Below are 25548 nucleotides of genomic sequence, written 5' to 3'. Positions count from 1 at the left end.
AGGACCACCATGGCGTACGCCCAGACTGGCGATCCGTCCGAATTCACTGGGTTGACCGGTTGGGTGGCCTCGGTGATCGAGGCGATGGGCCCGGTCGGGGTGGCGCTGCTGGTGGCGCTGGAGAGCATCGTCCCGCCGATCCCCAGTGAGGTCGTGCTGGCGCTCGCCGGCTTCCTCGCGCACGAGGGCAAGTTCAACGTCTTCGTCGTGGTGCTGGCCGCGACAGTCGGTTCGCTTGTCGGCGCGCTGGTGCTCTACTGGCTCGGCGCGGCGCTGGGCGAGGAACGACTCAAGCGCTGGTTGGACCACATTCCCCTGGTGGACAGCGACGACCTGGAACGGGCCGACAAGTGGTTCGAGCGGCACGGCCGGTGGGCGGTGCTGATCGGCCGGGTGGTGCCGGTGGTCCGCAGCCTGGTCTCCGTGCCGGCCGGGGCCAACCGGATGCCGATGGGTGAGTTCATCCTGCTCACCACGATCGGCAGCGGGGTGTGGAACGGTCTCATCGTGGGGGCCGGCTATGCGCTGGGCAGCCGTTGGCAGGACGTCGCACGTTACAGCGACTGGTTCAACTACGCGATCGTCGCGGTCTTCGTCGTGATGGTGGCCAGTTGGGCGATCCGCAAGGTCCGCAAGCGTCGGGACCGCGACGACCGGCGGTCGGTGACCGCCGGTCGCTGATCCGCTGTGCCGCTGGCGTTTCGGAAGGCCAGCGGGGGTGGTCAGGGCAGGGTGTCGAGGTGCGGTCCCACCGTGTTGGCGAAGCCGTTGCCGTTGCTGACGTCCCAGTTCACCGACCAGGTCATCGCGCCCCGGATGCCCGGGTAGGTACGCGGCGGGCGGAAGCTGCCGCAGTTGGTGCCCCGGGCCAGGCAGTCCAGGGCGGCGTTGACCACGCTGGGCGCGACGATGCCGCCGCCGGCCGCCCCAGCTCCGGCGGGCAGACCGAGGCCGACCTGGTCGGGGCGGAGCCCGGCCTCCAACTGGATGCAGGCCAACGCGACGATGAAGTTCACGGTGCCCTGGCCGTACGCGGCGTTCTGGTCGCAGCCGAGCATCGCGCCGGAGTTGTAGTACTGCGTGTTGACGACGGTGAGGATGTCCTTGATGTCGAGCGCCAGCTTGAAGTAGCCGCCGGCCGGGTTCTGCATGTCGATGGTCTGCGGCGCCATCGCGATGATCAGGCCCGATCCGATCTTGGCCCGCAGGGCGCGCAGCGCCTGCGCCATGTACGTCGGGTTCAGTCCGTTCTCCAGGTCGATGTCGATCCCGTCGAAGCCGTACCTGGCGATCAGCGCGGCGGCCGTGTCGGCGAACGCGGTGGCCGAGGCGGCGTTGTTCACCGTGACCCGGCCGGTCTCGCCGCCGACGGAGAGGATCACCCGCTTGCCCCGGCTGTGCAGGGTGCGGACGTCGGCGGTGAAGTCCGCGTCGGTGTAGCCGCCGAGCGAGGCGGCCAGTCCGGGGTCGACGCCGAAGGTGAGCGCGCCGGGCGTCGAGGTGGCCTCGGCGAAGGCGACCGCCACCAGGTCGTACTCGGTGGGAACGTCGCGCAGCCGCAGCTCGACTGCGGGGTTGTCGAAGTTGTGCCAGTAACCGGTGAGCAGGTGCTTCGGCAACCCACCGGTGGGTGGGTCGGTCGGCGGTGGTGTGGTCGGCGGAGGCGTCGTCGGCGGCGGCGTGGTGGGTGGTGGCGTGGTGGGTGGTGGCGTGGTGGGTGGAGTGCCGCCGCCGCAGGACACGCCGTTGAGCTGGCAGCCACTCGGCGAACCGGAGCCGCTGGCCAGGAAGCCGAAGGAGACCGACGCACCCGGGGCGACGGCGCCGTTCCAGGACCTGTTGGTGAAGGTGTGCCGCTGGCCGGTGGAGCTGAGCAACGCGTCCCAGTAGCTGCCGAGGGTGGTGCCGGACGGCAGGTCGAAGGTCAGGTTCCAGCCGCTGATGGTCGAGCTGCCGCCGTTGGTGATCGTGTACTTCCCCTCCCAGCCTGAGCCCCAGTCGGCGGTCTTGACGAAGCTGGCGGTGGCGCCGGCGGCGTACGCGGGCAGCGCCACCCAGGCCGCGCCGAGGGTGGCCGCGAGGGCGGCGACGAGGGACAGGACAAGGGATCTGGAGCGTTTCATGCGACCCTCCGGGCCCGGACGGGCATTTATGGACGTCAACGTTGCCGCTAATTATTAAGACAGTTAACTGTTTCTGTCCAGAGCACCCGTCGGGGAGGCCTGCGGGCGGCGGAGCACCGCCTGCTCACCTGCCGACCACACGCTCGTGGTGACCAGGTAGATCACCGCGGCGAGCGGCAGCACCAGCGCCACCAGCACCGTCGTGAACGGCAGCAGGGGCAGCAGCCGGCCGAGCGTGGCCGCCCCCGGCCCCTCGGTCGGCGTACCGGCCACCGTGCCCACCGCCGCCGCCGCCCGCCGGGCCCGCCGCGACGACCACCAGGCCACCGCCAGCAACACCACCAGCAGTACGCCGAACAGCGGTCCGGCAGCACCGGCCAGCCCGTCGCTGAGATGGTGACCCAGCGGCACGCCGGCCAACCGCTCGTCCAGCAGCCCGGTGCCGCCCTCGCTGGTGCTGAACAACCGGTACAGCACCAGCAGGAACGGCGCCTGGATGAGCAGCGGCAGGCAGCCGGCGACCGGGTTCGCGCCGGCCTCGCGGTACAACGTGAAAACCTCGCGCTGAAGAGTCGCCGGGTCGTCCGCGTACCGCTGCTGAAGCTCACGCACCTGCGGGGCGAGCGCCGCACGGCGCCGCTCACCGCGGACCTGCGCGACGGTCAGCGGCGAGATCAGCAGCCGCACGGCGATGGTGAGGAGCACGATGGCGGCGGCTGTCGCTCCGCCGCCGGCCAGTGGTTCGAGCAGTTCGGTGAGCCAGTTCAGCGCGCTGCCGGCAGCGGCGACAGCGTCGTGCAGTGGTGCGAAGGCAAGCATGGGAAACCCCTCGGTCCGATTCCGGTGAGGCCCTCCCCCGGGCGGCGTCCGCCCAGCGAGGGGGGCCGGTGACGGCGGGATCGGCCGCGCGGCGGCGAGGCGCTACGCGGCCGAGGGGTGCCCCGGAGCACGGGGACGAGGTCGACCCGCCGCATCCGGGTCGATCTGGCGGGGCATTCGGCGACTGCGGGAGCGGGCCCGCAGGCCGGCCGACCGCGGCCCGGCACCGGGCGCGCCCGCCCGGTCGCGCACCCGGGCCGCGAGCACCACCGCGAGCAGCACCAGGGCGGTCATCGCGGCGCCCGCCAGCAGGTCGACAGGGCGGCCCGCGAGCAGGGTGAGCTGGGCGAACGCGGACATCCACGCGACCCCGACATAGCCCAGCAGCACCGGCACGGGCTCAGCATAGGACCCGCTGTCTCGTCACCCGGCCGAATCGGCGGCCCGCCTTCGAGGACGACGTACCGCCGCCACGTTTCCCGGCATCGCCACGTTGGGTAACCAAGCGAAGGACCGACGCGGACGGACCGCGAACGGTAGAAACGGACGGGTGATGTCGATGACCGGTCAGGTGGCGGACGCGCTCAGCGACAGGACTGCGGCCACCGGGTTGCTCACCGTGGGTGTCGAGGAGGAGTTCCTGCTCGTCGACCCGCACACCGGGGCCGCGGTTCCGGCCGTGGACCTCGTCATGGAGCAGGTGCCGGCCGAACTTCGCGGGCAGGTGGAACGGGAGTTCCAGACCAGTCAGATCGAGATCGGCAGCCCGCCCGGCCTGGAGCTCTCGTCGATCCGACACTCCCTCGGCGTACTGCGTAAGGCGCTCTCCGACGCTGCCGAGCGGGCCGGCGTACGCCTGCTCGCCATCGGTACCGGCCCGGTCGACGGCCCGGTGCCACCGGTGGTCGACAAGCCACGCTTCGACCGCATGATCGAGCGCTTCCGGCTGCTCGTCCCCGGCCCCGGCAACAACGGCATGCACGTCCACGTCGGGGTGCCCGACCCGGACACCGGCGTGCAGGTGCTCAACCACGTACGGCCGTGGCTGCCGATGCTGCACGCGGTGACCACCAACTCGCCGTTCTCCCGGGGCGAGGACACCGGCTACGCCAGTTGGCGCTCCGTCGAGTGGGAGCGCTGGCCGTCGGTGGCGCCGACCCCGTTCCTGGAGTCGCACGAGCACTACCAGCGGCTGATCCGTCAGTTGATCTCCAGCGGGGTGATGCTCGACGAGGGGATGCTCTACTGGTACGCCCGCCTGTCGGCGAAGTACCCGACCGTCGAGCTGCGGATCGGCGACGTCTGCCCGTCGGTGGACGACGCGGTCCTTGTCGCCGCGCTGGTCCGGGCGCTCGTCGCCACCGCCATGGCGGATGTCGAGGCCGGCCGGCCGGCGTTGCAGACCGACCACCACCTGCTGGTCGGGGCGCACTGGCGGGCCGCCCATGACGGCCTGGAAGGCGAAGCCGTCGACGTCACGAACGGTGAGCTGCGCCCGGCCTGGGAGCTGTTGGACCGGTTCGTGGAGCGGATGCGGCCGGCGCTGGAGCAGCACGGCGACTGGGCCGAGGTGAACGACCTGCTGGGCGGCTTGCGCCGGCACGGCAGCGGCGCGGCGCGGCAGCGTGCGGTGTTCGAACGCACCGGCCGACTCACCGACGTGGTGCAGGACGTCGCACGGCAGACCCGCGGCTGATCACCGCGTGACAAGATGAGCCCGTGGCGCAACGGCTGATCGTCATCGGCGGGGACGCCGCCGGAATGTCGGCGGCGTCCCAGGCCCGCCGCCGCCGTGACCGTGGCGACCTGGAGATCGTGGTCTTCGAGCGGGGCAACTTCACCTCCTACTCGGCGTGCGGCATCCCGTACTGGATCAGCGGCCTGGTGCCCGGCCCCGAGGCGCTGATCGCCCGCGACCCGGAGACGTTCCGCACCGAGTACGCGATGGACGTCCGGATGCGCCACGAGGTCACGGCCATCGACCTGGAACGCCGCGAGGTCGTGGCCCGGGATCTGACGGGCGGCGGCGAGGTCCGCGAACGCTTCGACGACCTGGTGTACGCCACCGGCGCGGTGCCGGTGAAGCCGCAGTGGGCGGTCACCGACGCGGACGGCGTGTTCGGCATGCAGACCCTCGACGACGGTGCGGCGCTGCGGCACTGGTTGGACGCCGAGCCGCAGCCGCGCCGGGCCGTGGTGGTCGGCGGCGGTTACATCGGCGTCGAGATCGCCGAGGCGCTGATCCAACGCGGCCTCACGGTGACCCTGGTGGAGGCGGGCGAGCAGCCCATGGCGACCGTCGACGCCGAGATGGCCGAGCTGGTCAGCGAGGCCATGCGCGGCCTCGGCGTCACCATCCGCACCAGCCTGCCGGTGACTGGCCTGGAACAGCGGGACGGCCGGGTCTCCGCGGTGGTCACCGCCGAGGGGCCGATCCCGACCGACGTCGTGGTCCTGGGCCTCGGCGTACGCCCCAACACGGCGCTCGCCAAGGCCGCCGGGCTGCCCCTCGGACCGACCGGCGCGATCCGGGTGGACCGGCGGATGCGGGTGCCCGAGCACCCCGGCGTCTGGGCGGCCGGTGACTGCGTGGAGACCCTGCACCGGGTCAGCGGGTTGCCGGTGCACGTGCCGCTCGGTACGCACGCCAACAAGCAGGGCCGGGTCGCCGGGATCAACATCGGCGGCGGGTACGCCACCTTCACCGGCGTGATCGGCACGGCTGTCACGAAGGTCTGCGACCTGGAGGTGGGCCGGACCGGCCTGCGCGAACGGGAGGCCACCGCCGCCGGCTTCGAGTTCGTCTCGGTGATCGCCGAGTCGACCAACCGGGCCGGCTACTACCCAGGCGCCCGGCCGATGACGGTCAAGCTGATCGCCGAGCGCCCCAGCGGTCGGTTGCTCGGCGCGCAGATCGTCGGTTGGTCCGAGGCGGCCAAACGGATCGACACGCTGGCCGTGGCGTTGTGGAACGGCATGACGGTGGACGATATGACGCAGCTGGACCTGGGCTACGCTCCGCCGTACGCGCCGGTCTGGGATCCGGTGCTCATCGCCGCCCGAAAAGCGGTCGACGCGCTCGCCGCCCTCGACCGTTGACCCGCGCCCGCCGTGGAGGACCACCCCGTGACCCAGACCCCGACCCGACCGACCGTGCGTCGGCGTCCCACGATGGTGGACGTGGCCCGGCGGGCCGACGTCAGCCTGAAGACGGTCTCCCGGGTCGTGAACGACGAGCCGGTGGGGCAGGAACTGGTCGGCCGGGTGCTGGCCGCCATCGCCGAGCTGGGCTTCCGACGCAACGACATCGCCCGTAACCTGCGCTCCCGGCAGCTCAACGCCACCGTCGGGCTGCTGATCGAGGAGATCGCCAACCCGTTCTACGCGACCATCGCCAGCGTCGCCGCCGAGATCGCCGCCGCGCACGGCACCATGCTGATCACCGCGTCGTCGGAGGAGGACCCGGAGCGGGAACGCGCCCTGCTCCAGGACTTCACCCAACGCCGCGTCGACGGTCTGCTGGTGGTGCCGGCGGGCCTGGACCACTCGTTCCTGCGTCGCGAGGTCGAGCTGGGCATGCCTGTGGTGTTCCTGGACCGCCCGCCGCAGGGGCTGCACGCCGACGCCGTGCTGTTGGACAACCGGGGTGGCAGCCACGCCGGGGTGAGCGCGCTGCTCGACGAGGGGCACCGACGGGTGGGTCTGCTGCTCGGCGCGCCGAGCGTGCCCACCATGCGGGAGCGGCTGGCCGGGGCGCGGTCGGCGCTGGACGCTGCCGGCGTCGAGCCGGACGAGTCGCTGATCCGCGAGCGGCTCATCGCGCCAGAGGAGGCCGGCCGAGCGGTCGCCGCACTGCTCGACCTCCCGGAACCACCCACCGCGTTCTTCTGCGCCAACAACCGGCTCACCGTCGGCGCGCTCCAGGAGCTGCACCGGCGGGGCAGTGACGCCGCGCTTGTCGGTTTCGACGACTTCGAGCTGGCCCACCTGATGCCCCGACCGCTGACCGTCGTCGCCTACGACACGAGAGAGCTGGCCAAGGTGGCCACCGAGCGCCTCTTCCAGAGAATCGCCGGAGACGACACCCCACCCGACACGACGGTCCTCCCCACCAGGCTCCTAAAACGCGGCCTGACCTGACCCCGCACCCGCCCGGGTCGCCCTGCCCACGTTCCTGCCCCGCCCCTGCCCGCCCCGCCCCTGCCCGCCCTGCCCCTGCCCGCCCTGCCCCTCGTCGATCATGGACTTGTGGTGCCTCACATATGCCGCAAAGCGGTGCTGAACGCCCACCACAAGTCCATGATCGACCGGGGCCGGGAGGGCCGGGCCGGGCCGGGCCGGGCGGTAGCGCGGGTCAGGTTGCGGGAGTCAGGAGGGCTTCGACCTCTGCTTTTGTCGGGGGGTTGGCGCCTCGGCGGGCGCAGGTCAGGGCGGCCACCGTGGCGGCCTGTCGGAGCACCGCACCCCACTGCTGCGGAGTCACCGCGGCGAGCCGGTCGGCCGGGCGGTCGCCGAGCGCGTCGAGGTCGGCCAGCGCGGCCAGCAGGCCACCGGTGAACGAGTCGCCGGCGCCGACGGTGTCGACCACCGTGGTGCGGACCGCCGGCTCCTCGTGCAGCGAGCCGTCGGGCGCGAGCAGCAAGGCGCCGTCCCCGCCCCGGGTCACCACGGCGCAGGACACACCGGCGGTACGCCATTCGGTCATCACGTCGGCCACCGAACGGTCCGGGTAGAGCCAGGCGAGGTCCTCGTCGCTGGCCTTGACCAGGTGCGCGATGCGAACCTGCCGGCGTACCCGCTCCTGCTCCGCCGCGCGGTCGGTGACGATGCTCGGGCGCAGGTTGAGGTCGATGGAGACGGTGAGCCCGTCCCGCTGGTGTTCCCGGGCGAGCAGGCCCTCCAGCGCCTCCGCGCCGGGCGCCAACGCGAGCGCGAGGGAACCACTGTGCAGCGCGATCGCCGGTGACCCCGCCAGCTCGGGCAACTCCTGCGGCGTCCACTGCCAGTCGGCCGCACCGGCCAGCCGGAACTCGTAGCTGGCCTGCCCGGCGGCGTTCAGAGTGGCCACCGCCACCGACGTGGGCTCCGCGGCGCGTACCGCCCACTCCAGGTCCACCCGGTTGGCGCTCAGATGCTCGACGAGTTGCCGACCGTAGTCGTCGTCGGCGAGTCGGGCCAGCAGTCGTACCGGCTGGTCGAGCCGGGCCAGGGTGACGGCGACGTTCGCCGGCGAACCACCCGGGACGGCACGCTGCCCCTCGGCCGTGACGACCAGGTCGATCAGCGCCTCACCCGCGACGACGATCACGCGGTCACCTCCCCCGGTGCGAGCGGGCCGGTGCCGCCGAGGCCGTCGGCCGCGCGGGACAGCAGTACCGCCTGGTAGGCGTGGTAGACGTCCGGCCGGCCGTGCCAGACCGTGTCGGCGGGCAGGTTCTGCGCGTCCAACTCGTGCCGCCATCCGGTCTGGTCGATGAGATTACGGCGGGCGTACGCCCAGAAGACCCGGTACCAGTCGAGGTAGACCGCGTCCCCGGTACGGCGACGCAGGGTGATCGCCGCGCCGATGGCCTCGGCGAGAACCCAGTGCATCCGGGAGCGCACCACCGGCTGGTCGTCCCAGTCGATGGTGTAGACGAAGCCGTCCGCGCCGTCGACAGCCCAGCCGCGACGCACGGCGGCGGCGAACAGGGCACGGGCGTCGGCGAGCAGCCAGCGGGGTGGCTGCGGCAGCACCGCCTCCAACTCCAGCAACAGTCGGGCCCACTCCAGCCAGTGCCCGATCGTGGAGCCGTACGGCCGGAACGGGTCGGCGGGCTGGTCCCGGTTGTAGTCGGGCAGCGGCGTCCAGTCGGTGGTGAAGTGCTCGGGCAGCCGCCAGTCGTGTCGGGCTGCCTCACCGTGCACGAGGTGGGTGGCGATCCGCAGGGCCCGGTCTGCCCAACTCGCGTCACTGGTGGCGGCGGCAGCGGCGAGGAACGCCTCGACCATGTGCATGCTGCTGTTGGCGCCCCGGTAGTCCTCGGTGACCGTCCAGTCCCGGTTCCACGATTCGCGGACAGCGCCGGCGTCGTCGTCCCAGAACCGGTCCCTTACGACGGCCAGCACGTCGGCGAGCAGCCGGTCCGCGCCGGGGCGTCCGGCGCGCGCGGCGCTGGAGGCGGCGAGCAGCACGAACGCGTGGTCGTAGCCGGCCTTGCGGTCGTTGACGGGTACTCCCTGCTGGTCCACCGCACCGAACCAGCCGCCGTACCGGTCGTCACGCAGCAGCGTGCTGAGCGCGGCGATCCCGTGGTCGACCAGGGCGGCGGCGTCCGGGTCGCCGTTGCGGTGGGCGAGGGCGGCCACGTGGGTCATCCGGCAGGTGATCCAGGTGTGGATTGGTTCTCCGCGATCCGGGGTGCGGTCGTCGGTGAGCCACCAGAAGCCGCCCTCGGGCCGGACCGAGCGGCGGGCGGTGTCGAGCAGCGTCCGGGTCTGGTCGACGAGGAACTCGTCCAGCTCGGGCAGGTCTGGTGACCCCGGCGGAGCAGGGGTCGTTGCGGCGTCGGATCGGGGCACGTCGGTCATCTCAGCTGGTCACCGTGGGGTAGGAAAGGGACATACGGCCAGGATCGGCGAACGGACCGGGTCCGCGCCGCAAAACTGCCAACGGTACGCCACGAATCGACTGGCAGGGGTCGGCGCGCAGCTAGAGGGTTTTCCTCCTATTTGACCGTTGACATCGTTGTCACCGCTCAACCCTGCTCCGGCAGCCGGCCGACTGTCAATTCCGGCTGCGTCACACCGACCCGGAGCGGCTCCGCTCAGTAGTAGTCGTCGATCGGCTGGCGTGCCTCGTCGAACAGCGCCGGCCCCTCGTAGCGGACCGGGGGCAGCGGCGGGGTGGCCGGCTTGACCTCCTCGAACTGCTCGGTGGACAGCGCGTACACCACCCGCCCGAGGCCGGACCGGTCGATCGCCGTCGCGCACATCGCGCAGGGCTGACAACTGGTGAACATGGTGGTGCCGGCGGCCACCTCGGGAGTGAGTTCCCGAGCCGCCCAGCGGGCCAGCTTCAACTCCGGGTGGGCGCTGATGTCCGCGTCGGAGACCACAGTGTTGTGGTCCTCGATCAGGACGACGCCGGCCGCGTCGACAAGCAACGAGCCGAACGGCCGTTCGCCGGAAGCCCCCGCCCGCCTGGCGATTTCGACGGCATGGCGGAGAAACTTCTCGTCGTCGGGGGTCATCGGTCCTCCTGGGTTCTGCGATGTGCGGCCACTGCCGCAAGGGTCCGCCAGGCGCGTTCGGGCTGGCGGATCTCGGTCGGGTCGCCGTTGAACGGGTCCAGCACCACCGTCTCCGCGCCGAGCACACGAAGCTGGTCCAGGTCGGCGACGATCTGGTCGATGGTGCCGACACCGGCGAGCCGGTCCGGGCCGGTGATCGGTTCCCGGGTCTCCTGGAGCGCGATCCGCGGCACCAGCGCGGGCACCGGGCGACCCAGCTCGCCGGCGATGTCCTTCAGTCGTCCGACCGCGTCGGCCAGCCGCCCCGGTGTGACCCGCAGCGGGTGCCAGGCGTCACCGAGCAGTACCGCGCGGCGCATGCCGGCCTCGCTGTTTCCACCGACCCAGATCGGGATCGCTGCCGTGTCGTAGTCGTCGGCGTCCTGCCAGGCCGCGCGCATCGTCCGCAGGTACTCGTCGGTCAGCGCACCGCGCTGCCGGAACGGCACGCCGAGCGCCTCGAACTCCTGCCGGGCCCAGCCAATGCCGACACCGAGGACGAGCCGGCCGCCGCTGAGCCGGTTGAGGTTCGCCGCCATCCGGGCGGTGAGCAGCGGGTGCCGGTACGGGACGATGAGCACCGTGGTGCCCAGCCGAACCCGGCTGGTCACCCCCGCCAGCCAGGACAGCGTGGTGAACGGCTCGTAGAACGGCGCCGGATACTGCTCGGCCACGTCCGGGGTCACCGCGATGTGATCGGAGACCATCAACAGGTCGAAGCCGAGACCCTCCACCGTCTGCGCCCACCGACGCAGCACGTCGGGGTCGGTGCCCGGGGCGAAGTTCGGTACGTTCACACCAATCTGCACCCGTCCACGCTAGCCACTGTGGACCGGTGTGTGAACGCCGCAGCCCGGCTGAGTCACCTGGTAGCCGCCGCGGATCGCCGCACAACTCAGGAGCGCCGGATGGATCTGCCCGAGGGACTCGACTGGGTACGAGGATCACCGGCCGGTCGCGCCTGGCTGACCGCACTCCCGACGTGGCTGAACGAGTGCGCCGAGCGCTGGTCGCTGCGGGTCGGGCCGCCCTTCCGGCAGGCGTACGCGTCACTGGCGCTCCCCGCCCACCTGCCCGATGGCACCGCTGTGGTGCTGAAGCTCCAGTATCCCGACGAGGAGAGCCGGCACGAGGCCGACGCGTTGGCGCTCTGGGACGGCGTCGCGGCGGTCCGCCTGCTCGCCCACGACCCCGGGCGGCGTGCCCTGCTGCTCGAACGCTGCCAGCCCGGCACTCCCCTGCACGACCTTGCGCCGGACCGAGCGCTGGACGTGGTGGTCGGACTGCTCCCCCGGCTCTGGCGACCGGCCGGCACGCCGTTCACCCCGCTGGCACGCGAGGCCGCCGGCTGGATCGACCGGATGCCCCGGGCCTGGGAACGGGCCGGCCGACCGTACGAGCGACGACTGCTGGATGCGGCGCTCGACCTGCTCACCGGCCTGGCGTCGAGCCAGGGCGAGCAGGTGCTGGTCAACCAGGACCTGCACGCCGGCAACATCCTCGCCGCCAACGCGCTCGGCGGCGACGGGCTCGGCGGCGACCGAGGGCCGTGGCTGGCGATCGACCCGAAGCCGCTGACCGGGGAACGGGAATTCTCGGTCGTGCCGATGGTGCGCGGTCCGGAGTTGGGCCACTCACCGGCCGCCGTCCGGCATCGACTGGACCGGCTCAGCACCGACCTGGGACTGGACCGGGAACGGGTCCGAGGCTGGACGATCGGACACACCCTGTCCTGGGGCCTCTCCGACGAAACGGTCTTCCCCGAGAAGATGGAGGTGGTCCGCTGGCTGCTCGACGGCGACTGAAGTCCAGCAGCGCGCGGGTTCCCGCACCCGCCCCAACTCCGCGATCTTGCACTTTCTGTCCCGACACAGCGCGCCTATCCACCCATGCCGACAACAGAAACCGCAAGATCGGCGGCGCGGGGCGCGCGGGCGCGGGGCGCGGGGTGCGGGGTGGCCCGGGTGGGTGGGTCAGCTGGTCTGGCAGGTGCGGCACCAGTACAGGTTTCGGCCGGCCAGTTCGCCGCGACTGACCTCGGTGCCGCAGACGTGGCAGGGTGCTCCCGGGCGGCGGTAGACGTACACCTCGCCGCCGTGCCGGTCCACGCGCGCCGGCCGGCCCATTGCCTCTGGCAGGTGCGCGTCGCGGACCGTGTCGATCCGACCGTGCTCGACAGCGAGCCGCATCAAGCCGACCAGGTCGGCCCAGAGCGCGTCCCAGCCGGTCCTGGTCAACTGTCGGCCCGGCATCGTGGGCGGCAGTTCCGCCCGGAACAGCGCCTCGGTCACGAAGATCAGACCGGTGCCGGCCACCACCGACTGGTCCAGCAGCAGAGCGGCGAGAGGGGTGGGGCTGCGGGCGATCCGGGCGTACGCCCGCTCCGGGTCGGCGTCGGCGCGCAACGGATCCGGCCCGAGACGGTCCCGCAGCGCGGCCACCTCGGGTGGGGTGAGCAGCTCACAGGCCGTTGGCCCGCGCAGGTCGAGCCAGTGCCGGTCGCTGGCCAGCCGGAGTCGCACCTGCCCGACCGGCTCCGGCGGCTCCCCCGGCCCGTCGGTGAACTTGCCATACAACCCGAGGTGTACGTGCAACGTCAGCTCGCCGGCGTAGTGGTGCAGCAGGTGTTTCCCGTACGCTTCGGTGCCCTCCAGCACTGTCCCGGAGAGCCGGGCGGCACCCTCGGCGAAGCGGCCCTGCGGGCTGGCGGCGAGCAGCTTGTCCCCGGCGAACAGCTCGGCGTGCCGGGCTGCCAGGCGATGGATCGAGTGTCCCTCTGGCACAGGTGCCAAGGATAGCCAGCCCCGTCCGCCCGGCCCGCGCGCTGATCCGCACCGGGCCCGCCGCCGCCCCGATGGACAGAGCCCCCGCGCGCTGATCCGCACCGGGCCCGCCGCCGCCTCGATCGACCCGGTCCCCGTCGCGTTGATCGACTCGGGTTTCAGGAAATCGGGGTGTCCGCGGAGACGGGAAACCGCGACTTCCGGGAAACCCGAGTCGATCAAGGCCGAGCCGAGGCTGGTCCGGGCCAGGCGGGGCGGCCGGCGAGGCCGGTCTTGGCGGCCGTACCCAGGATTGGTGTCAGGAAACGCCCAGGTGGGTAGTTGAGGGCCGACACCGCGTGGGTGCCACCCTTTCCGTCGGCCACCACGCATTCATCAGGAGGTGTGTAGTGGTCAGGATTCCTTCGCTGTCCCGCCGGTCCGAGCCGGCACCGACGCGGGACGAGAACCTCGACGGCCGCGTGGACGGCCGCGACACCCCGGTCACCGAGACCGCCCAGTCCGACGACAGCGTCGGCCGCCCGGTGGTCACCGACCGGGACGCCGACCAGACGACGTACCGCAGCGCCGGCACGACCGACGGCCAGACCAGTGAGGCCGAGCGGCGGGCCAACGAGCGTGCGGCGGTGGCCCGAGCCGCCACCGGTCGACCGGCGGAGGTCGACTCCCGGGGCACCGCCCACCCGGTCGCGCCCGAGCCCTCGAACGGCACGACCCGCCCGGTCGCACCCGAGCCCGTGAACGGCACGACCCGCCCGGTCACGCCGGAGCCCCGCACCGGCACCACCAGCAAGGTGGAGACCGAGGCCCGGCCCGCCGTCGCCCCGACCACGGCACGCACCGCCGAGCGGGACGCCGACCTCGAAAGCACCACACGTCGGCCCGACACCACCGACCGGACCAACACGGACCGCACTGTCGACCCGACCCCGGGCACGACCACGCCTGAGCCGCCGGTGACGCGTGGCCCGAAGCCGCGGGCCAGTCTGCTCGCCACCCTCGGCCTGATCGTCTCGGTCGTCGGTGCGACGTTCGTACTGACCGGAACCTTGGCCGGGTACGGCATCGGGCTCGGCGCGTTCGGCGCGGTGCTGTCGGTGCTCGGCCTGATGGCAACCCGCCGCCGGCACGTCGCCGGCAAGACCGACGCGCTCTTCGGTGTGCTGATCGGTCTGGCCGCAGTCGTGATCGGGGTGCTCGCGATGACCGGCCAGTTCGACTGGCCGACCACCGACGGCGACTGGGTGCAGCGCTTCCGGGAGTGGCTTGACTCACAGTTTGTCGATCGTTTCTAGCGGGCACTGTTCCGCTCGCCGGTGATGCACCGGCGAACAGCCGGCGGTTCGCCGGCAACCCGATCAGTCCGGTGGTTCACCGGCCGGGGAGACACCCTTTCAGGGGCGGCGGTTCGCCGCCCCTGAAGTGTTTCCAGGGTCGGACGGCTCCGGTCCGGGTCACTGCGGCGATCTCGTCCGTCACCCGGAGATCCGCGCCTCTCGACTGCCGGACGAACCACGTACGCCAGCCTTTGCTCTGCTGCCCTATGTGCGCCAGCGAGGTCGGGGCCAGGCGTTCGACGAGCGGCGCCAGGAGTGGCCGGCAGATTCCGCTACTGGTCAGCGAGGGTGGCGCCGTCTGGTGGCGCACATAAGGCAGCAGAGCAAAGGCTGCGAACGAGCCTCCCGGCCCTGCATCCCGGCTCTCGGCTCCCGGATCTCGGCTCCAACGCAACGAATCGCCTCAGAGGTCTCGCCACACGCAACGGATCTACGCTCTGCGCAACTCCTGGTGGTGGATCCTGCCGCTCACGCCGCATACCGTTGAGCAACGGCGCCAGCCCGTGGGCCACGGTGGCCGGGCGCGCCCGACCCCTGGGAGCAGGACAATGACGATGGACGCCACCAGCCAGCGCCTGTTGATGTGCCGGCCGACGTACTTCGCCGTCGACTACGCGATCAACCCCTGGATGGACCCGAACGCGCCGGTCGACGCCGCGCTGGCCGTCCGGCAGTGGGAGCAGCTGCGCCAGACGTACCTTGACCTGGGCCACACCGTCGAGGAGATCACTCCGGTGCCCGGCCTGCCCGACATGGTCTTCGCCGCCAACGGCGGCACCGTGATCGACGGCAAGGCGATGGCCGTGCAGTTCCGGGACCCGCAGCGCGCCGACGAGGCGCCAGCGTTTCGGGCCTGGTTCGAGGCCGCCGGCTTCGAGATGTACGACCCGAAGCACGTCAACGAGGGCGAGGGTGACGTCCTGCTGGCCGGTGACCACCTGCTGGCCGGCACCGGCTTCCGTACGGCGCACGCCGCGCACGCCCAGTTGCAGGAGGTCTTCGGCTACCCGGTGATCACCATGCAACTGGTCGACCCGCGCTTCTACCACCTGGACACCGCGTTGACAGTGCTCGACGAGCGGACCGTGGCGTACCTGCCGGAGGCGTTCTCCGCGGGCAGCCAGGCTGTGCTGCGCCGGCTCTTCCCCGACGCGGTGCACGCCACCATGGCCGACGCCGAGGTGCTGGGGTTGAACGCGGTCAGCGACGGGCGGCACGTTGTGCTGCCCGCGCAGGCCACCGACCTGGCCGCCAAGCTGCGCGACCGGGGCTACGAAACCATCGGGGTCGACCTGTCCGAGCTACGTAAGGCCGGCGGCGGACCGAAGTGCTGCACGCTGCGACTCCGTCAGGGAAAGGCAAGCAAGTGATCGTGGATGACAAGCTGCGTACGCCGGGAGCGGTCCGGGACGCCGAGCGCTGGACCGCGCACAACTACCACCCCCTGCCGGTGGTGATCTCGTCCGCCGAGGGCGCCTGGCTCACCGACGTCGACGGCCGCCGCTACCTGGACTGCCTGGCCGGCTACTCGGCGCTGAACTTCGGTCACCGGCACCCGCAGTTGATCGCCGCCGCGCACGCCCAACTGGACCGGCTGACGCTGACCAGTCGCGCGTTCATCCACGACCAGTTCGCCGACTTCTGCCGGGAGCTGGCCGAGCTGTGCGGCAAGGACCTGGTGCTGCCGATGAACACCGGCGCCGAGGCGGTGGAGACCGGGATCAAGGTGGCCCGCAAGTGGGGCTACCAGGTCAAGGGCGTGCCCGCCGGGCAGGCCAACATCGTGGTCGCCGAGGGCAACTTCCACGGCCGGACCACCACCATCGTGAGCTTCTCCACCGACGAGGACGCCCGCGCCGACTTCGGGCCGTACACCCCGGGGTTCACTGTCGTGCCGTACGGCGACCTGGAGGCGCTGACCGCCGCGATCGACGAGAACACAGTGGCCGTGCTGCTGGAGCCGATCCAGGGTGAGCAGGGTGTGGTGGTGCCGCCGGAGGGCTACCTGCCGGGCGTACGCCAGGTCTGCACCGACCGCAACGTGCTGTTCATCGCCGACGAGATCCAGTCGGGTCTGGGGCGTACCGGCGCGACCTTCGCCTGTGACCACGAGGGCGTCGTGCCGGACATGTACCTGCTCGGCAAGGCGCTCGGCGGCGGCATCGTGCCGGTCTCCGCGGTGGCTGCGAACGCCGACGTGCTCGGGGTGCTCAAGCCCGGCCAGCACGGCTCCACGTTCGGTGGCAACCCGCTCGCCTGCGCGGTGGCGATCGAGGTGGTCCGGCTGCTGGCCACCGGCGAGTTCCAGCGCCGCTCGGCCGAGCTGGGTGAGCGGCTGCGGGCCGGCCTGGAAGGGTTGGTCGGCAAGGGTCTGGTCGGGGTACGCGTCCGCGGCCTGTGGGCCGGGCTGGACATCGACCCGGCGCTGATGAGCGGTCGCGAGGCGTGTGAGCGGCTCGCCGAGCGCGGAGTCCTCGCCAAGGACACCCACGGCTCCACCATCCGGCTCGCCCCACCCCTGGTCATCACCGAGGAGGAGATCGACCTGGCGGTGACCCAGCTGGCCGAGGTCCTGGCCGGCTGACCAGGGAACGTGCTGAAGGGCGGGCGTCGGACTTCCGACGCCCGCCCTTCGCGTCAGGGGCGGGGCAGGCGCATCGCCATCGTGGGTGCCTCGGCCATCACCGAGGTGGGAGTGAACGGAGCGCCGGTGGGCAGCTCCTCGGCCCGACCGATCTGCACCCCCGGGTACAGCTCGATCATGTCGTTCTCGCCCAGCACCCGGGACTGCTGCGGCGCCAGCGGGATCCGGTCCGACTCGGTCATCGAACCGCCCGGCCGGATGCCCGAGCCGTTGGTGCTGACGTCGGTCACGATGACCTCGCCGACCCGCAGCTCGAAGCGGACGTGACCACGGCTGATCCAGCGCCGGGCCTCGTCGTTGAGCCACTGCCCGAGCATGATCCCGCCGTCCTGCTCGGGAGCCCGACCGGCAACGATCGGCTGTTCCTCGCTGAGCACGAACCGCCGTCGGACCAGGCCGCCGACGCGCACTGCGAGCACCTCGGTACGCGGACGCGGGCCGCCGTCACCGAGCCGTGCGCCGTGTCGGGGGCAGGTCGGCACGCCGTTGCGCAGCGCGGGCGGCGGCTGCGCTGCGGGGCTGCGGTCGGCACCCCCGGCCAGGTCGGCGAACGCGCCACCCCCACCACCGCCGCCGAACAGCGCGCAGCCCGACTCCGGGCAGCGCCACTGGCGGGCCAGCAGCTTGACGCCGGTCGGCGACCGTTTGCCGGCCACCGGCGAGTGGCCACCACCGACGTGCGCGATGAACACCGGCCCGCCGGCGCCGGGCACCGGCGCGACCACCCGACCGGGCTGCTCGACCAGCCACGGGAAACGCCCGCGCAGCCCGTCGAAGCGGACCCGGCTGAGCACCGGCAACCCGAGCAGGTCGGCGACCTCCAACATCCGGTCACCCGGGTTGTCCAGCACCTCGACGAGCCCGTCGTCGGCCCAGCGGCGAACGACCATCCGCTCGTTGGAGGTGAGGTCGGCGTCGGAGAGCAACGCCCGGTGCACCACCGCGTAGACCTGGACGCTGTCCTCCTCCAGCTCGCGGGAGAGCGCGTCGATGACCATGCCGAGGCGCAGCAGGCTGGCCGGCCGACCACCGTCGATGTCCTGGTAGCGGATCACCTCGGCCAGGTCGATCACGGCTCGGGCCAGTGACGGGTCCGTGCAGACCCGGCCCTCGATGGCATCCAGAACCTTGCTGATCTCGAATCTCATGCCGCACTCCGGACGATGTCGTCAATTCGCCGGGCCAGCTCGATGTCCCGGTGGGTGACCCCACCGGCCGAGTACGTGACACAGCGGAAGGTCAGGGTCCGCCATCGGATGTCGATGTCGGGATGGTGGTCGAACTCCTCGGCCACCGTCGCCACCCGGTCCACCACCGCGATGGCCGCCGGGAAACTGCCGAGCTGGACGGTACGACCGATGCCGGTCGGGTCACCCGACCAGTCGGGCAACCGGCTCAGCTCTTCTCGCACCGCGTCCGCGGTGAGCAGGTCTGCCATGACCAGACCCTACCGGTGGCGCGTCCGGCGAGCCGGATCCGCTCCCTCGAGCCCAGGGTTTCCGCCAAGCGGTGCCGGCCAGGAACACGACGGCGGGGCGGCATCATCAGATGCCGCCCCGCCGATCGATGTCGTGACGGCCGCGTAACGGCCGGTCTGGTCAGCCGCGCAGCGGCGCGCCCACCTCGTGCAGGTGACCAAGTGCCTGCCGGTACGACTCGACAAGCCCGGTCTCGGCGTACGGGATCCCCTGCTCGATGCAGTAGGCCCTGACGATGGGCTGCGCCCGGCGCAGGTTGGCGCGGGGCATGTTCGGGAAGAGGTGGTGCTCGATCTGGTAGTTGAGACCGCCGAGGGCGGTGTCCACGAGCCGGCTGCCGCGTACGTTGCGGGAGGTCAGCACCTGCTTACGCAGGAAGTCCAACTCGTCCTCGGCGGTCGGCATCGGCATGCCCTTGTGGTTCGGCGCGAACGCGCACCCCATGTAGAGGCCCCACAGGGCCTGGTGCACGACGGCGAAGAGCAGCGCCTTGACCGGGGACATGACCGCCAGCAGCAGCGCGACATAGCCGACGGTGTGCGCAAGGAGCAGCGCCGCCTCGGCCGCCCGGTACCGCATCGGCACGGTGTACCCGCCGTTCGGCTCCCGGCCGACGATGGCCCGGATGCTCGCCACGTGCAGGTTCAGGCCCTCCAGCAGGAGCATCGGGAAGAAGAGGTACGCCTGCCGCTTGGCCATCCAGCGACCGATCCCACGGGTCTCCAGCGCCTGTTCGTGCGTCCACACCAGGGCGCCCGCGCCGACGTCCGGGTCCTCGTCCTCGTGGTTCGGGTTGGCGTGGTGCCGGTTGTGCTTGTCGACCCACCAGCCGTAGCTGAGCCCGACCGCCGCGTTGCCGGCGAACAGGCCCACCAGCTCGCTGGGGCGACGCCGACGGAACATCTGGCGGTGCCCGGCGTCGTGGCCGAGGAACGCGACCTGCGTGGTGGCCACCGCCATCAGGGCCGCGAGGGGAAGCTGCCACCAGGAGTCGCCGAGCAGGAACACGGCCACCCAGCCGGCCACGAAGGCACCGAGGGTGAGCACGATGCGGGTGACGTACCAGCCGGGGCGCCGCTCCAGCAGGCCCGCCTGGCTGATCAGTCGGGACAACTGTGCGTAGTCACTGCCTCGCCGTCGTACCGGCGGTTCCGCCACCGCTCCGAGCGCCATCGCTGCTCCCGTTCCACTTGCGCCCGCGCCAGGATGGTTCGGGCTTGCTGTCAAGTCTCCCGATCGCGGTAGCGGTGAGTAACCCCGACAGCCCCCGAATGGGGGGTAGGGCAGGCCCTACCCCTACGGGTTCGGCTCAGCTCAGCCGGCCCACCGCGGCGCGCAGTCGAGCCAGGTCACGTCGACGCCGCTCGTAGGTGGCGGCGAGCCCGACCAGTGCCAGCCCGCCGATTCCCAGGTAGATCCACCGGGGCAGCAGATCCCACCCCCGGGCCAGCTCGTGCAGCGCCAGCAGCGTCAGCGCTCCGCCGCCGAGCAGCACCGGCGCCTGCCACCGGCGGGTCGCGCCGGCAAGCACCGCGCCGGTCGCCGCCGCGCCGAGCAGCAGTCGCCGCCAGGGCTGTGGGTCCGCCCCGGCCAGCACCGACACGAGGCTGGGCAGCAACGCCGCGACCAACCCCGGGCCGAGGGCCGGCCAGCTGGTCAGCCCCGGCCGGGTGCGCAGCGCCAGCAGACCCGCTCCGATGGCGAGCGCCGCGGCCGGCAGCGTGTACGCCTCCAGCACTGTCACCCCTCCGGCGGCCAGCAGCACCCAGGCCCCGAGCAACTCACTGCCGGCGGCGATCCCGGCGAACGCCCACCGCCGGCCGGCCGGTTCACCCCGGCGCAGCAGCCGCAACGCGACGGCGGCACCCCAGAGCACGCAGATGGTGGCGAGGTGCCGCGCCGCCTCGACGGCGAGCACCGCCGCCACCAGCGCGACGGCCTGCGCGGCGGCGTCCAGCACCCGTCCCAGCCGGACCCGCGTCGGGGTGACCGCGGCGGCGACCAGCACCAACGCGGCCACCCCCAGCAGTGGATACGAGGCAGCCCGCAGGGGCAGCCCACCGGCGAGGGGCGCGGTCACCGCCAACGCGGACGCCGCGCCCACGGCGGCGAGACAGCCGGCGACCCGTACCTCGAACCGGCGCGCGCCGGCGGCGACCGCGACCGCCGCCACCAGCAGCGCCGCCTCGGCGGCAAGCGTCCCGGCCCGGGTGGCCAGCAGACCGAGCACACCGGAGGCCACCAGCACCACGCCCACCGGCACGGCGACCGGTGTGAGCGCCGGGCGCGCGGCGGCCAGCGCGGTGAACAGCAGCGCCGCCAGGCCGGCGAGCAGAACGGCGGCCGGTAGCACCGGCCACGGCGCGCCGATCGCGATGAGCAGCACCGGCAGCGCCGCCGCGAGGAACGGCAGCGCGGCCGGCACCGGCAGACCGACCCGCCGACCGGCCAGCGCACCGGCCACCGCCAGCACGACCAGCGCGAACCCGACCGGGAGCACCGTCGGGTCGGCGACGACGGTGGGCGCCCCCGACCACACCCGGTTCCAGCCGCCGTAGGGCGACCCGAGCGCGGTCAGCACTGTCGGCAGGGCCGCCAGGACGGCGACCACCGCCAGCGTTCCGCCGGCCGCCAGCAACAACGCCGACTGGGCCGACTCGCGCCCGTCAACCGCCGGCTGCTCCCCGAGGGCCGCCTGGCCGGAGGCGCTCGCCGACGGCAGCCAGCCGGCGACGAACGCCACACCCAACGCGGCCAGCGCCGCGTACGGCGCGAGCGGCTCGTCACCCGCCGCGACCAGCGGCGCGAGGCCGGGCACGGTCACCGCGGCGACGGCGCCGGTCACCGCGTACCCGATCAGCTCCACCCGGTGGCGACGGACCGCGAGGGCCGCGACCAGCGACAACCCGGCGGCGGCCAGCGCGAGCCGGGCCTGCCACCAGGGCGGCCCGCCCACGGCGAACGCCGCCACCGCCGCGATCGCGGGCAGCGCGAGCTGCCCGACCAGCAGACCCGTACCGGCCACCTCCCGGTACGCGCCGGCCCCCTGTCGGACGGCCAACGCCAGCCCGACCACGGCGAGCACGCCGAGCGTCACCAGGGCACCGGCCGGGGCGGCCAGGGCGACCAGCAGCCCGTGCCCGAGCAGGACTGCACCGCCGAGCGCACGCGAGCGCAGGGCGACGGGCGGGGTGGTCGGACGGGCCAGTACGGCGAGCAGCAACGCGACCCCGCCGACCAGGTCGATGGCCACCACCTGAGGCCAGGAGGCCGTCCAGCCGGCGGGCACGGCGAACAGCACCGCCACCGCGCCGGCCGTGGCGAGCACCGCCCGCATGCTGGCAGGGAGCAGCAGCACCGTGGCGCCGATCGTCAGTGCCACCGCCGGTGCCAGCTGCCAACCCCAGCTCAGGTCCGGCCCCGTCCCAGCCCCGCCCCAGAGCGGCAACGACCGGCCGACTGCGGCGACCGCCAGCCCGACGGTGATCAACACGGTGACCTGCGCCGTGCCGGCCGCGACGAAAAGTGCGCCGGCTCGCGGACCGGTCCGCCAACCGCCGCCACCGTCCACCGCCGCCAACGCCGGCAGGAACCGCACGGCGGCGGCCATCCCCAGCGCCACAGTCGCCGCCGCGAGCAGCAGCACTGACGGCCGCAGCTCCGCCACCGGACGCAGCAGGGCGGCGGCGAGCACCGGCACCAGCAGCCCTGCCGCCACCGCCCGCAGCGCCCGCCCCCCGACGAGCCAGGCCGCGCCGAACCCGGTCAGCGCGACCAGCAACAGCGGCACCCCGGCCAGCAGCGGCGAGCCCCCCGCCCGCCCACCGACCAGCGGCACCACCGCGCACGCCGAAGCGCCCACCAGCGCGGCGACGTGACCGGTGCCGGCCAACACCCGGCCGACGAGCTGCGCCGCCCCTCCCCGACCACGCAGCGCGGCCAGCACGGCCAGGTTCAGCGACGCCACCCCGAGCAGGACCAACGCCCACCCCGCCGCACCCAGCCCCGCCTCGGCGGCGAGCAGCGGCAACGCCGGCTGGGCGGCCACCAGGGCGGCGAACCAGGGCCCCGTCAACCCGCTCCACCGGCCGTACGCCACGGCGACCGCCGCGCTGGCCCCCCCGACCAGCGCGGCGTACCGGCTGCCCGGCCAGCCGGTCACGCCCGCCAGGTTCACCGACCAGGCCGCGTAACCGTCCAGCACCACCAGCAGCAACCCCACCGCGGCGAACGTCTCCGCCGTGCCGCGCAGCCCTCGGCGGACCGCCAGCAGCGGTACGCCCAGCGCGAGCGCGGTGAACGCCACCAGAATCAACGCCCGGCCGGCGACCCCCACCGCCGCCCAGGCGACCGCGGTGAACACCACCGCCGCGGTGCCCAGCAGGAGTCCACCGAGGACGAAGAGCAGACCCTGGACCGTCCGGGTCGAGGTTTCCGCCGCACCCGGCCGCGAACCCGTCGCGACGCCGGGGCCCGGGCCGATGAACGGCGCCGATCCGGCAGCAGGCACCGGGCGCGCCACGACCGAGGCCGCCAGCCCGGCGCGGACGACCGCGGCCAGTTCGGCTCGCCGCCCGGACACTGTCGACAGCCGTCCGGCCAGCTCGGTGTACGTGCGACGAGCCCGCTCCACCTGCGGCTCAAGCTCGGCGACCTCCCGGCTCAGCCGAACCACCTCGGCGGCGATCGGGTCGGGTGCGCGCCGGCAGCCGGAGCATCCGGCGCTCAGATCGGCCGGTGCGCCGCAGGCGGGGCAGGGGTAACGGGTGTCGTCCACCGGGTCATCATCGACAACCGACCGGGGTGCGACCCAGAGTGCGCGTACTCAGGATCGGGTGTGCTCGTACACCCAGGTGGCGTAGTCGGGGTTACCGCTCTCCACCCTGGACACCAGGATCTCCGGCACCTCGTACGGGTGGCTGACCCGGATCTGATCCAGCAACGCGGTGAGCCGATCCGGTGCGGTCTTGAACTGCACCGACCACTCGGTGCTCGTCTCCATCCCGGACCGCCACCAGTAGGTACTGTCCACCTGACCACCCACCTGGGCGCAGGCGGCGAGCCTGCCGGCGACGGCCGCAGCCGCCAGCACGTCGGCGACCGAACGCGCGTCCACCACCGTTGTCACCACGCAGATCTCGTCCACGCCCGCACCCTACGCGGACATTTACCGATTAGCGGCGATCCAGGCATCAATCTGCGCCCACCAGTCGAAGAGCCAGTCGATGCGTTGCTGCCGTCCGGTCGGTACGTCCTCCGGCGGCACGGACCAGAACCGCATCACGATCCGCTTGTCCATCGGCAGTTCCCGCCACACGTCGGCGACGGTGAGCATCCGGTCCAGACCGGTGTGGGCGACGAAGATGACCCCGGCGTCGGGTGCGGCGTCCAGCGCGGCGAGCATCCCACCGGGCTGCGGGGCGAGCACGTGGCGCATCCGCTCGGCGCGCAGGGCCATCCGTTCCAGGCCGAGGGAGCGCAACCGGGCGATGGCGCGCAGCCGTCGCCGGGGGGTGAAGTTGCCGCCCTCGGGGAAGATCACGAACGCGTCGTTGTCGTCCAGGCCGGTGGCGAGGTGCCCGACCTGGCGTACCGTCTCCTCGCCGCGCTCCGGAGTCGGCGCGATGAACCGGTTGGGCAGCCGGTTGAGCAGCACGTCGATCGCCGGATCCCACTGGAGGCTGTCCTTGAGGACGATCCGAGGCTCCCGGTTGAACCAGTTGACCAGCCCGTGGATCAGGATGAACGAGTCGCCCGGCCCGGCGTGCCGACAGAGCACCAGCTCGGGCCGGCCGGGCAGCGCAGTGTCCGGGTCGGTGCCCACCACGTCGATGCTCAACCGCAGTGTCCAACGCGCCTGCCAGAACAGCACCCGCAGGAACCAGCCGGCCAGCACGTAGTGCGCGCGTTGGAAGGCCGGCGACCGGGTCCGCCAGCCGAAACCGGAGACGACCCAGAGCACGAAGAGCGCGAGCAGCGCGGCAGCGTCCCAGACCAGGTAGAAACAGCCGATCCAGAGCAGTCGCAGTGGACGCAACCGGCCCGGGACCAGCGGCGACGCGGCTGCGGCCAGCAGCGCCCAGATCGGCAACGTGGTGACCACGACGAAGGCGAGCAGCACGACGGAGGGCGCGAACAGCAACCGACGCAGCCACCGCGGAGGTAACGGCATCAACGCTCCTGGTGGGCCGCGAGGTAGCGCCGGGAGGCCGTGTACGCGCGACTGATCCGCCGTCCCACCGCCGCCATGTCCCGGTACGCCCACGGCGTGTCGTCGCGGGGGTTGACCCCGCCGGTCGGCAGGACGTGCACCTCCACGCCCTCCGGCAGAGCCGCCAACTCCCGGAAGAAGCGGTGCCGGCGGGATATCTCGAACGCGACCTGCGCGATCTCCCACGGCCGACGGGGTGGAGTCAGCTCCCGTTCGATCCGACCGACCTGGAGGACGTAGATCCGGCGGGCGCCGACGGCCACCGCCTCGCCGATGGGGATGGAGTTGACGATCCCGCCGTCCACGTAGTGCGCGCCGTCGATCTCCATCGGCGGAAGCAGACCCGGCACCGAGGCCGACGCCATCACCGCCGGCACCACCGGACCACTGTCGAACCAGTGCTCGGCGGCCCGCTCGATGTGGGCGGCGCAGCACCGGAACGGCACCCGCAGATCGGCGAAGGTGGTGTCCACCCCCAGCTCGGTCTCCAACAGGCGGCGCAGCGGCCGGGGCGAGTGCAGGTGGGTGCGGGCGGCGAAACGGCGCAGCTGCCGGGCGACCGAGTCGCCGTACACCTCGCTCGCCTCGGGTGAGGCCCAGAGCCGGACCAGCCGGTCGGTCACCGCCTCGGACGGGTCGGCGGCGACCAGCGCGCCGTTGACCGCGCCGATCGAGGTGCCGAGGACCATGTCGGGTTGGATGCCGGCCCGGAACAGGGCACGCAACATGCCGACCTCGACCGCGCCGAGCACTCCCCCGCCGCCGAGCACGAACGCCACCGGTCCCCCCGCCATGTCGTCCATCCTGGCACGGGCCCGCCGCCGACCGGTGGGCCGCTGTCGGCCGGCGGTCGGCGCACGGCAGGCACCGTCCGTCGACGGC

General features: G+C 72.6%; 23 protein-coding genes. 8 read left to right on the top strand and 15 right to left on the bottom strand.

What is annotated here, in order from left to right:
* Nucleotides 1–9: 9 nt before the first annotated feature.
* Nucleotides 10–681 (top strand): DedA family protein, encoded by a 672-nt coding sequence (locus ACFYPG_RS16750; protein WP_387352620.1) that lies wholly within the window; start codon nt 10–12, stop codon nt 679–681.
* Nucleotides 682–722: 41 nt separating this feature from the next.
* Here ACFYPG_RS16750 and ACFYPG_RS16745 read toward each other — a convergent pair whose 3' ends face one another.
* The 3 genes from ACFYPG_RS16745 to ACFYPG_RS16735 form a co-directional block, all read right to left on the bottom strand.
* Nucleotides 723–2123 carry a chitinase gene (locus tag ACFYPG_RS16745; RefSeq protein WP_387352618.1) on the bottom strand — a complete coding sequence of 467 codons (1401 nt, stop codon included), beginning with the start codon at nt 2121–2123 and terminating at the stop codon, nt 723–725.
* Nucleotides 2124–2186: 63 nt separating this feature from the next.
* Nucleotides 2187–2942 carry a membrane protein insertase YidC gene (locus ACFYPG_RS16740; RefSeq protein WP_355008109.1) on the bottom strand — a complete coding sequence of 252 codons (756 nt, stop codon included), beginning with the start codon at nt 2940–2942 and terminating at the stop codon, nt 2187–2189.
* 102 nt (nt 2943–3044) lie between these two features.
* A complete protein-coding gene (locus ACFYPG_RS16735) occupies nt 3045–3338 on the bottom strand; it encodes a DUF6412 domain-containing protein (protein WP_357195602.1) in 294 nt (97 codons plus the stop codon).
* A gap of 163 nt (nt 3339–3501) precedes the next feature.
* Between ACFYPG_RS16735 and ACFYPG_RS16730 the strand changes: the two genes are divergently transcribed.
* From ACFYPG_RS16730 to ACFYPG_RS16720, 3 genes are all read left to right on the top strand, one after another.
* Nucleotides 3502–4638, top strand: a complete 1137-nt coding sequence (locus ACFYPG_RS16730) for a glutamate--cysteine ligase (protein WP_387352617.1) — start codon at nt 3502–3504, stop codon at nt 4636–4638.
* 23 nt (nt 4639–4661) lie between these two features.
* On the top strand, nt 4662–6041 hold the full coding sequence (locus tag ACFYPG_RS16725) for an FAD-dependent oxidoreductase (protein WP_387352615.1): 1380 nt from the start codon (nt 4662–4664) through the stop codon (nt 6039–6041).
* A gap of 72 nt (nt 6042–6113) precedes the next feature.
* A complete protein-coding gene (locus ACFYPG_RS16720) occupies nt 6114–7082 on the top strand; it encodes a LacI family DNA-binding transcriptional regulator (RefSeq protein ID WP_355008237.1) in 969 nt (322 codons plus the stop codon).
* A gap of 214 nt (nt 7083–7296) precedes the next feature.
* On the opposite strand, the gene ACFYPG_RS16715 is transcribed toward ACFYPG_RS16720, so the two are convergent.
* From ACFYPG_RS16715 to ACFYPG_RS16700, 4 genes are all read right to left on the bottom strand, one after another.
* A complete protein-coding gene (locus tag ACFYPG_RS16715) occupies nt 7297–8250 on the bottom strand; it encodes a carbohydrate kinase (protein WP_355008113.1) in 954 nt (317 codons plus the stop codon).
* On the bottom strand, nt 8247–9512 hold the full coding sequence (locus tag ACFYPG_RS16710) for an AGE family epimerase/isomerase (protein ID WP_355008114.1): 1266 nt from the start codon (nt 9510–9512) through the stop codon (nt 8247–8249). Before ACFYPG_RS16710 ends, ACFYPG_RS16715 begins: the two co-directional genes overlap by 4 nt.
* 236 nt (nt 9513–9748) lie before the next feature.
* Nucleotides 9749–10174 (bottom strand): nucleoside deaminase, encoded by a 426-nt coding sequence (locus ACFYPG_RS16705; RefSeq protein ID WP_387352612.1) that lies wholly within the window; start codon nt 10172–10174, stop codon nt 9749–9751.
* The gene (locus ACFYPG_RS16700; protein WP_387352611.1) at nt 10171–11022 is read right to left on the bottom strand and encodes an LLM class flavin-dependent oxidoreductase; all 852 of its coding nucleotides are present in this window, start codon (nt 11020–11022) and stop codon (nt 10171–10173) included. The genes ACFYPG_RS16705 and ACFYPG_RS16700 overlap by 4 nt, the downstream gene beginning before the upstream one ends.
* Nucleotides 11023–11121: 99 nt before the next feature.
* Between ACFYPG_RS16700 and ACFYPG_RS16695 the strand changes: the two genes are divergently transcribed.
* Nucleotides 11122–12018 (top strand): aminoglycoside phosphotransferase family protein, encoded by an 897-nt coding sequence (locus ACFYPG_RS16695; RefSeq protein ID WP_387352609.1) that lies wholly within the window; start codon nt 11122–11124, stop codon nt 12016–12018.
* A 168-nt stretch (nt 12019–12186) separates the two neighbouring features.
* On the opposite strand, the gene ACFYPG_RS16690 is transcribed toward ACFYPG_RS16695, so the two are convergent.
* Nucleotides 12187–12996, bottom strand: a complete 810-nt coding sequence (locus ACFYPG_RS16690; protein WP_387352608.1) for an Fpg/Nei family DNA glycosylase — start codon at nt 12994–12996, stop codon at nt 12187–12189.
* Nucleotides 12997–13385: 389 nt separating this feature from the next.
* Here ACFYPG_RS16690 and ACFYPG_RS16685 point away from each other — a divergent pair, with 389 nt between their 5' ends.
* From ACFYPG_RS16685 to rocD, 3 genes are all read left to right on the top strand, one after another.
* A complete protein-coding gene (locus ACFYPG_RS16685) occupies nt 13386–14291 on the top strand; it encodes a thrombospondin (RefSeq protein ID WP_387352607.1) in 906 nt (301 codons plus the stop codon).
* Nucleotides 14292–14887: 596 nt separating this feature from the next.
* The gene (gene ddaH / locus ACFYPG_RS16680; protein ID WP_387352734.1) at nt 14888–15703 is read left to right on the top strand and encodes a dimethylargininase; all 816 of its coding nucleotides are present in this window, start codon (nt 14888–14890) and stop codon (nt 15701–15703) included.
* Nucleotides 15703–16917, top strand: coding sequence for an ornithine--oxo-acid transaminase (gene rocD / locus ACFYPG_RS16675; protein ID WP_387352732.1), 1215 nt, complete (start codon nt 15703–15705; stop codon nt 16915–16917). Before ddaH ends, rocD begins: the two co-directional genes overlap by 1 nt.
* Before the next feature lie 53 nt (nt 16918–16970).
* On the opposite strand, the gene ACFYPG_RS16670 is transcribed toward rocD, so the two are convergent.
* The 7 genes from ACFYPG_RS16670 to ACFYPG_RS16640 all read right to left on the bottom strand — a co-directional run bounded on the left by ACFYPG_RS16670 (nt 16971) and on the right by ACFYPG_RS16640 (nt 25460).
* Complete coding sequence (locus ACFYPG_RS16670) at nt 16971–18125, bottom strand: FHA domain-containing protein (RefSeq protein ID WP_355008120.1); 1155 nt, start codon at nt 18123–18125, stop codon at nt 16971–16973.
* Nucleotides 18122–18415, bottom strand: coding sequence for a 4a-hydroxytetrahydrobiopterin dehydratase (locus ACFYPG_RS16665; protein ID WP_355008121.1), 294 nt, complete (start codon nt 18413–18415; stop codon nt 18122–18124). Before ACFYPG_RS16665 ends, ACFYPG_RS16670 begins: the two co-directional genes overlap by 4 nt.
* Before the next feature lie 160 nt (nt 18416–18575).
* The gene (locus tag ACFYPG_RS16660; RefSeq protein WP_387352606.1) at nt 18576–19628 is read right to left on the bottom strand and encodes a fatty acid desaturase family protein; all 1053 of its coding nucleotides are present in this window, start codon (nt 19626–19628) and stop codon (nt 18576–18578) included.
* A 136-nt stretch (nt 19629–19764) separates the two neighbouring features.
* Nucleotides 19765–23232 carry an SCO7613 C-terminal domain-containing membrane protein gene (locus tag ACFYPG_RS16655; RefSeq protein WP_387352605.1) on the bottom strand — a complete coding sequence of 1156 codons (3468 nt, stop codon included), beginning with the start codon at nt 23230–23232 and terminating at the stop codon, nt 19765–19767.
* A 48-nt stretch (nt 23233–23280) separates the two neighbouring features.
* Nucleotides 23281–23601: a divalent-cation tolerance protein CutA gene (gene cutA, locus ACFYPG_RS16650; protein ID WP_091406014.1), complete on the bottom strand. Its 321-nt coding sequence runs from the start codon at nt 23599–23601 to the stop codon at nt 23281–23283.
* Nucleotides 23602–23622: 21 nt separating this feature from the next.
* A complete protein-coding gene (locus ACFYPG_RS16645; protein WP_387352603.1) occupies nt 23623–24627 on the bottom strand; it encodes a 1-acyl-sn-glycerol-3-phosphate acyltransferase in 1005 nt (334 codons plus the stop codon).
* On the bottom strand, nt 24627–25460 hold the full coding sequence (locus ACFYPG_RS16640) for a patatin-like phospholipase family protein (protein WP_387352601.1): 834 nt from the start codon (nt 25458–25460) through the stop codon (nt 24627–24629). The genes ACFYPG_RS16645 and ACFYPG_RS16640 overlap by 1 nt, the downstream gene beginning before the upstream one ends.
* Nucleotides 25461–25548: the final 88 nt, after the last annotated feature.

This window comes from Micromonospora sp. NPDC005553 (assembly GCF_042871765.1).
GTDB lineage: Bacteria > Actinomycetota > Actinomycetes > Mycobacteriales > Micromonosporaceae > Micromonospora.
Note: the sequence above shows the minus strand (reverse complement) of the source record. Positions and strands in the feature narration are given on the sequence as shown.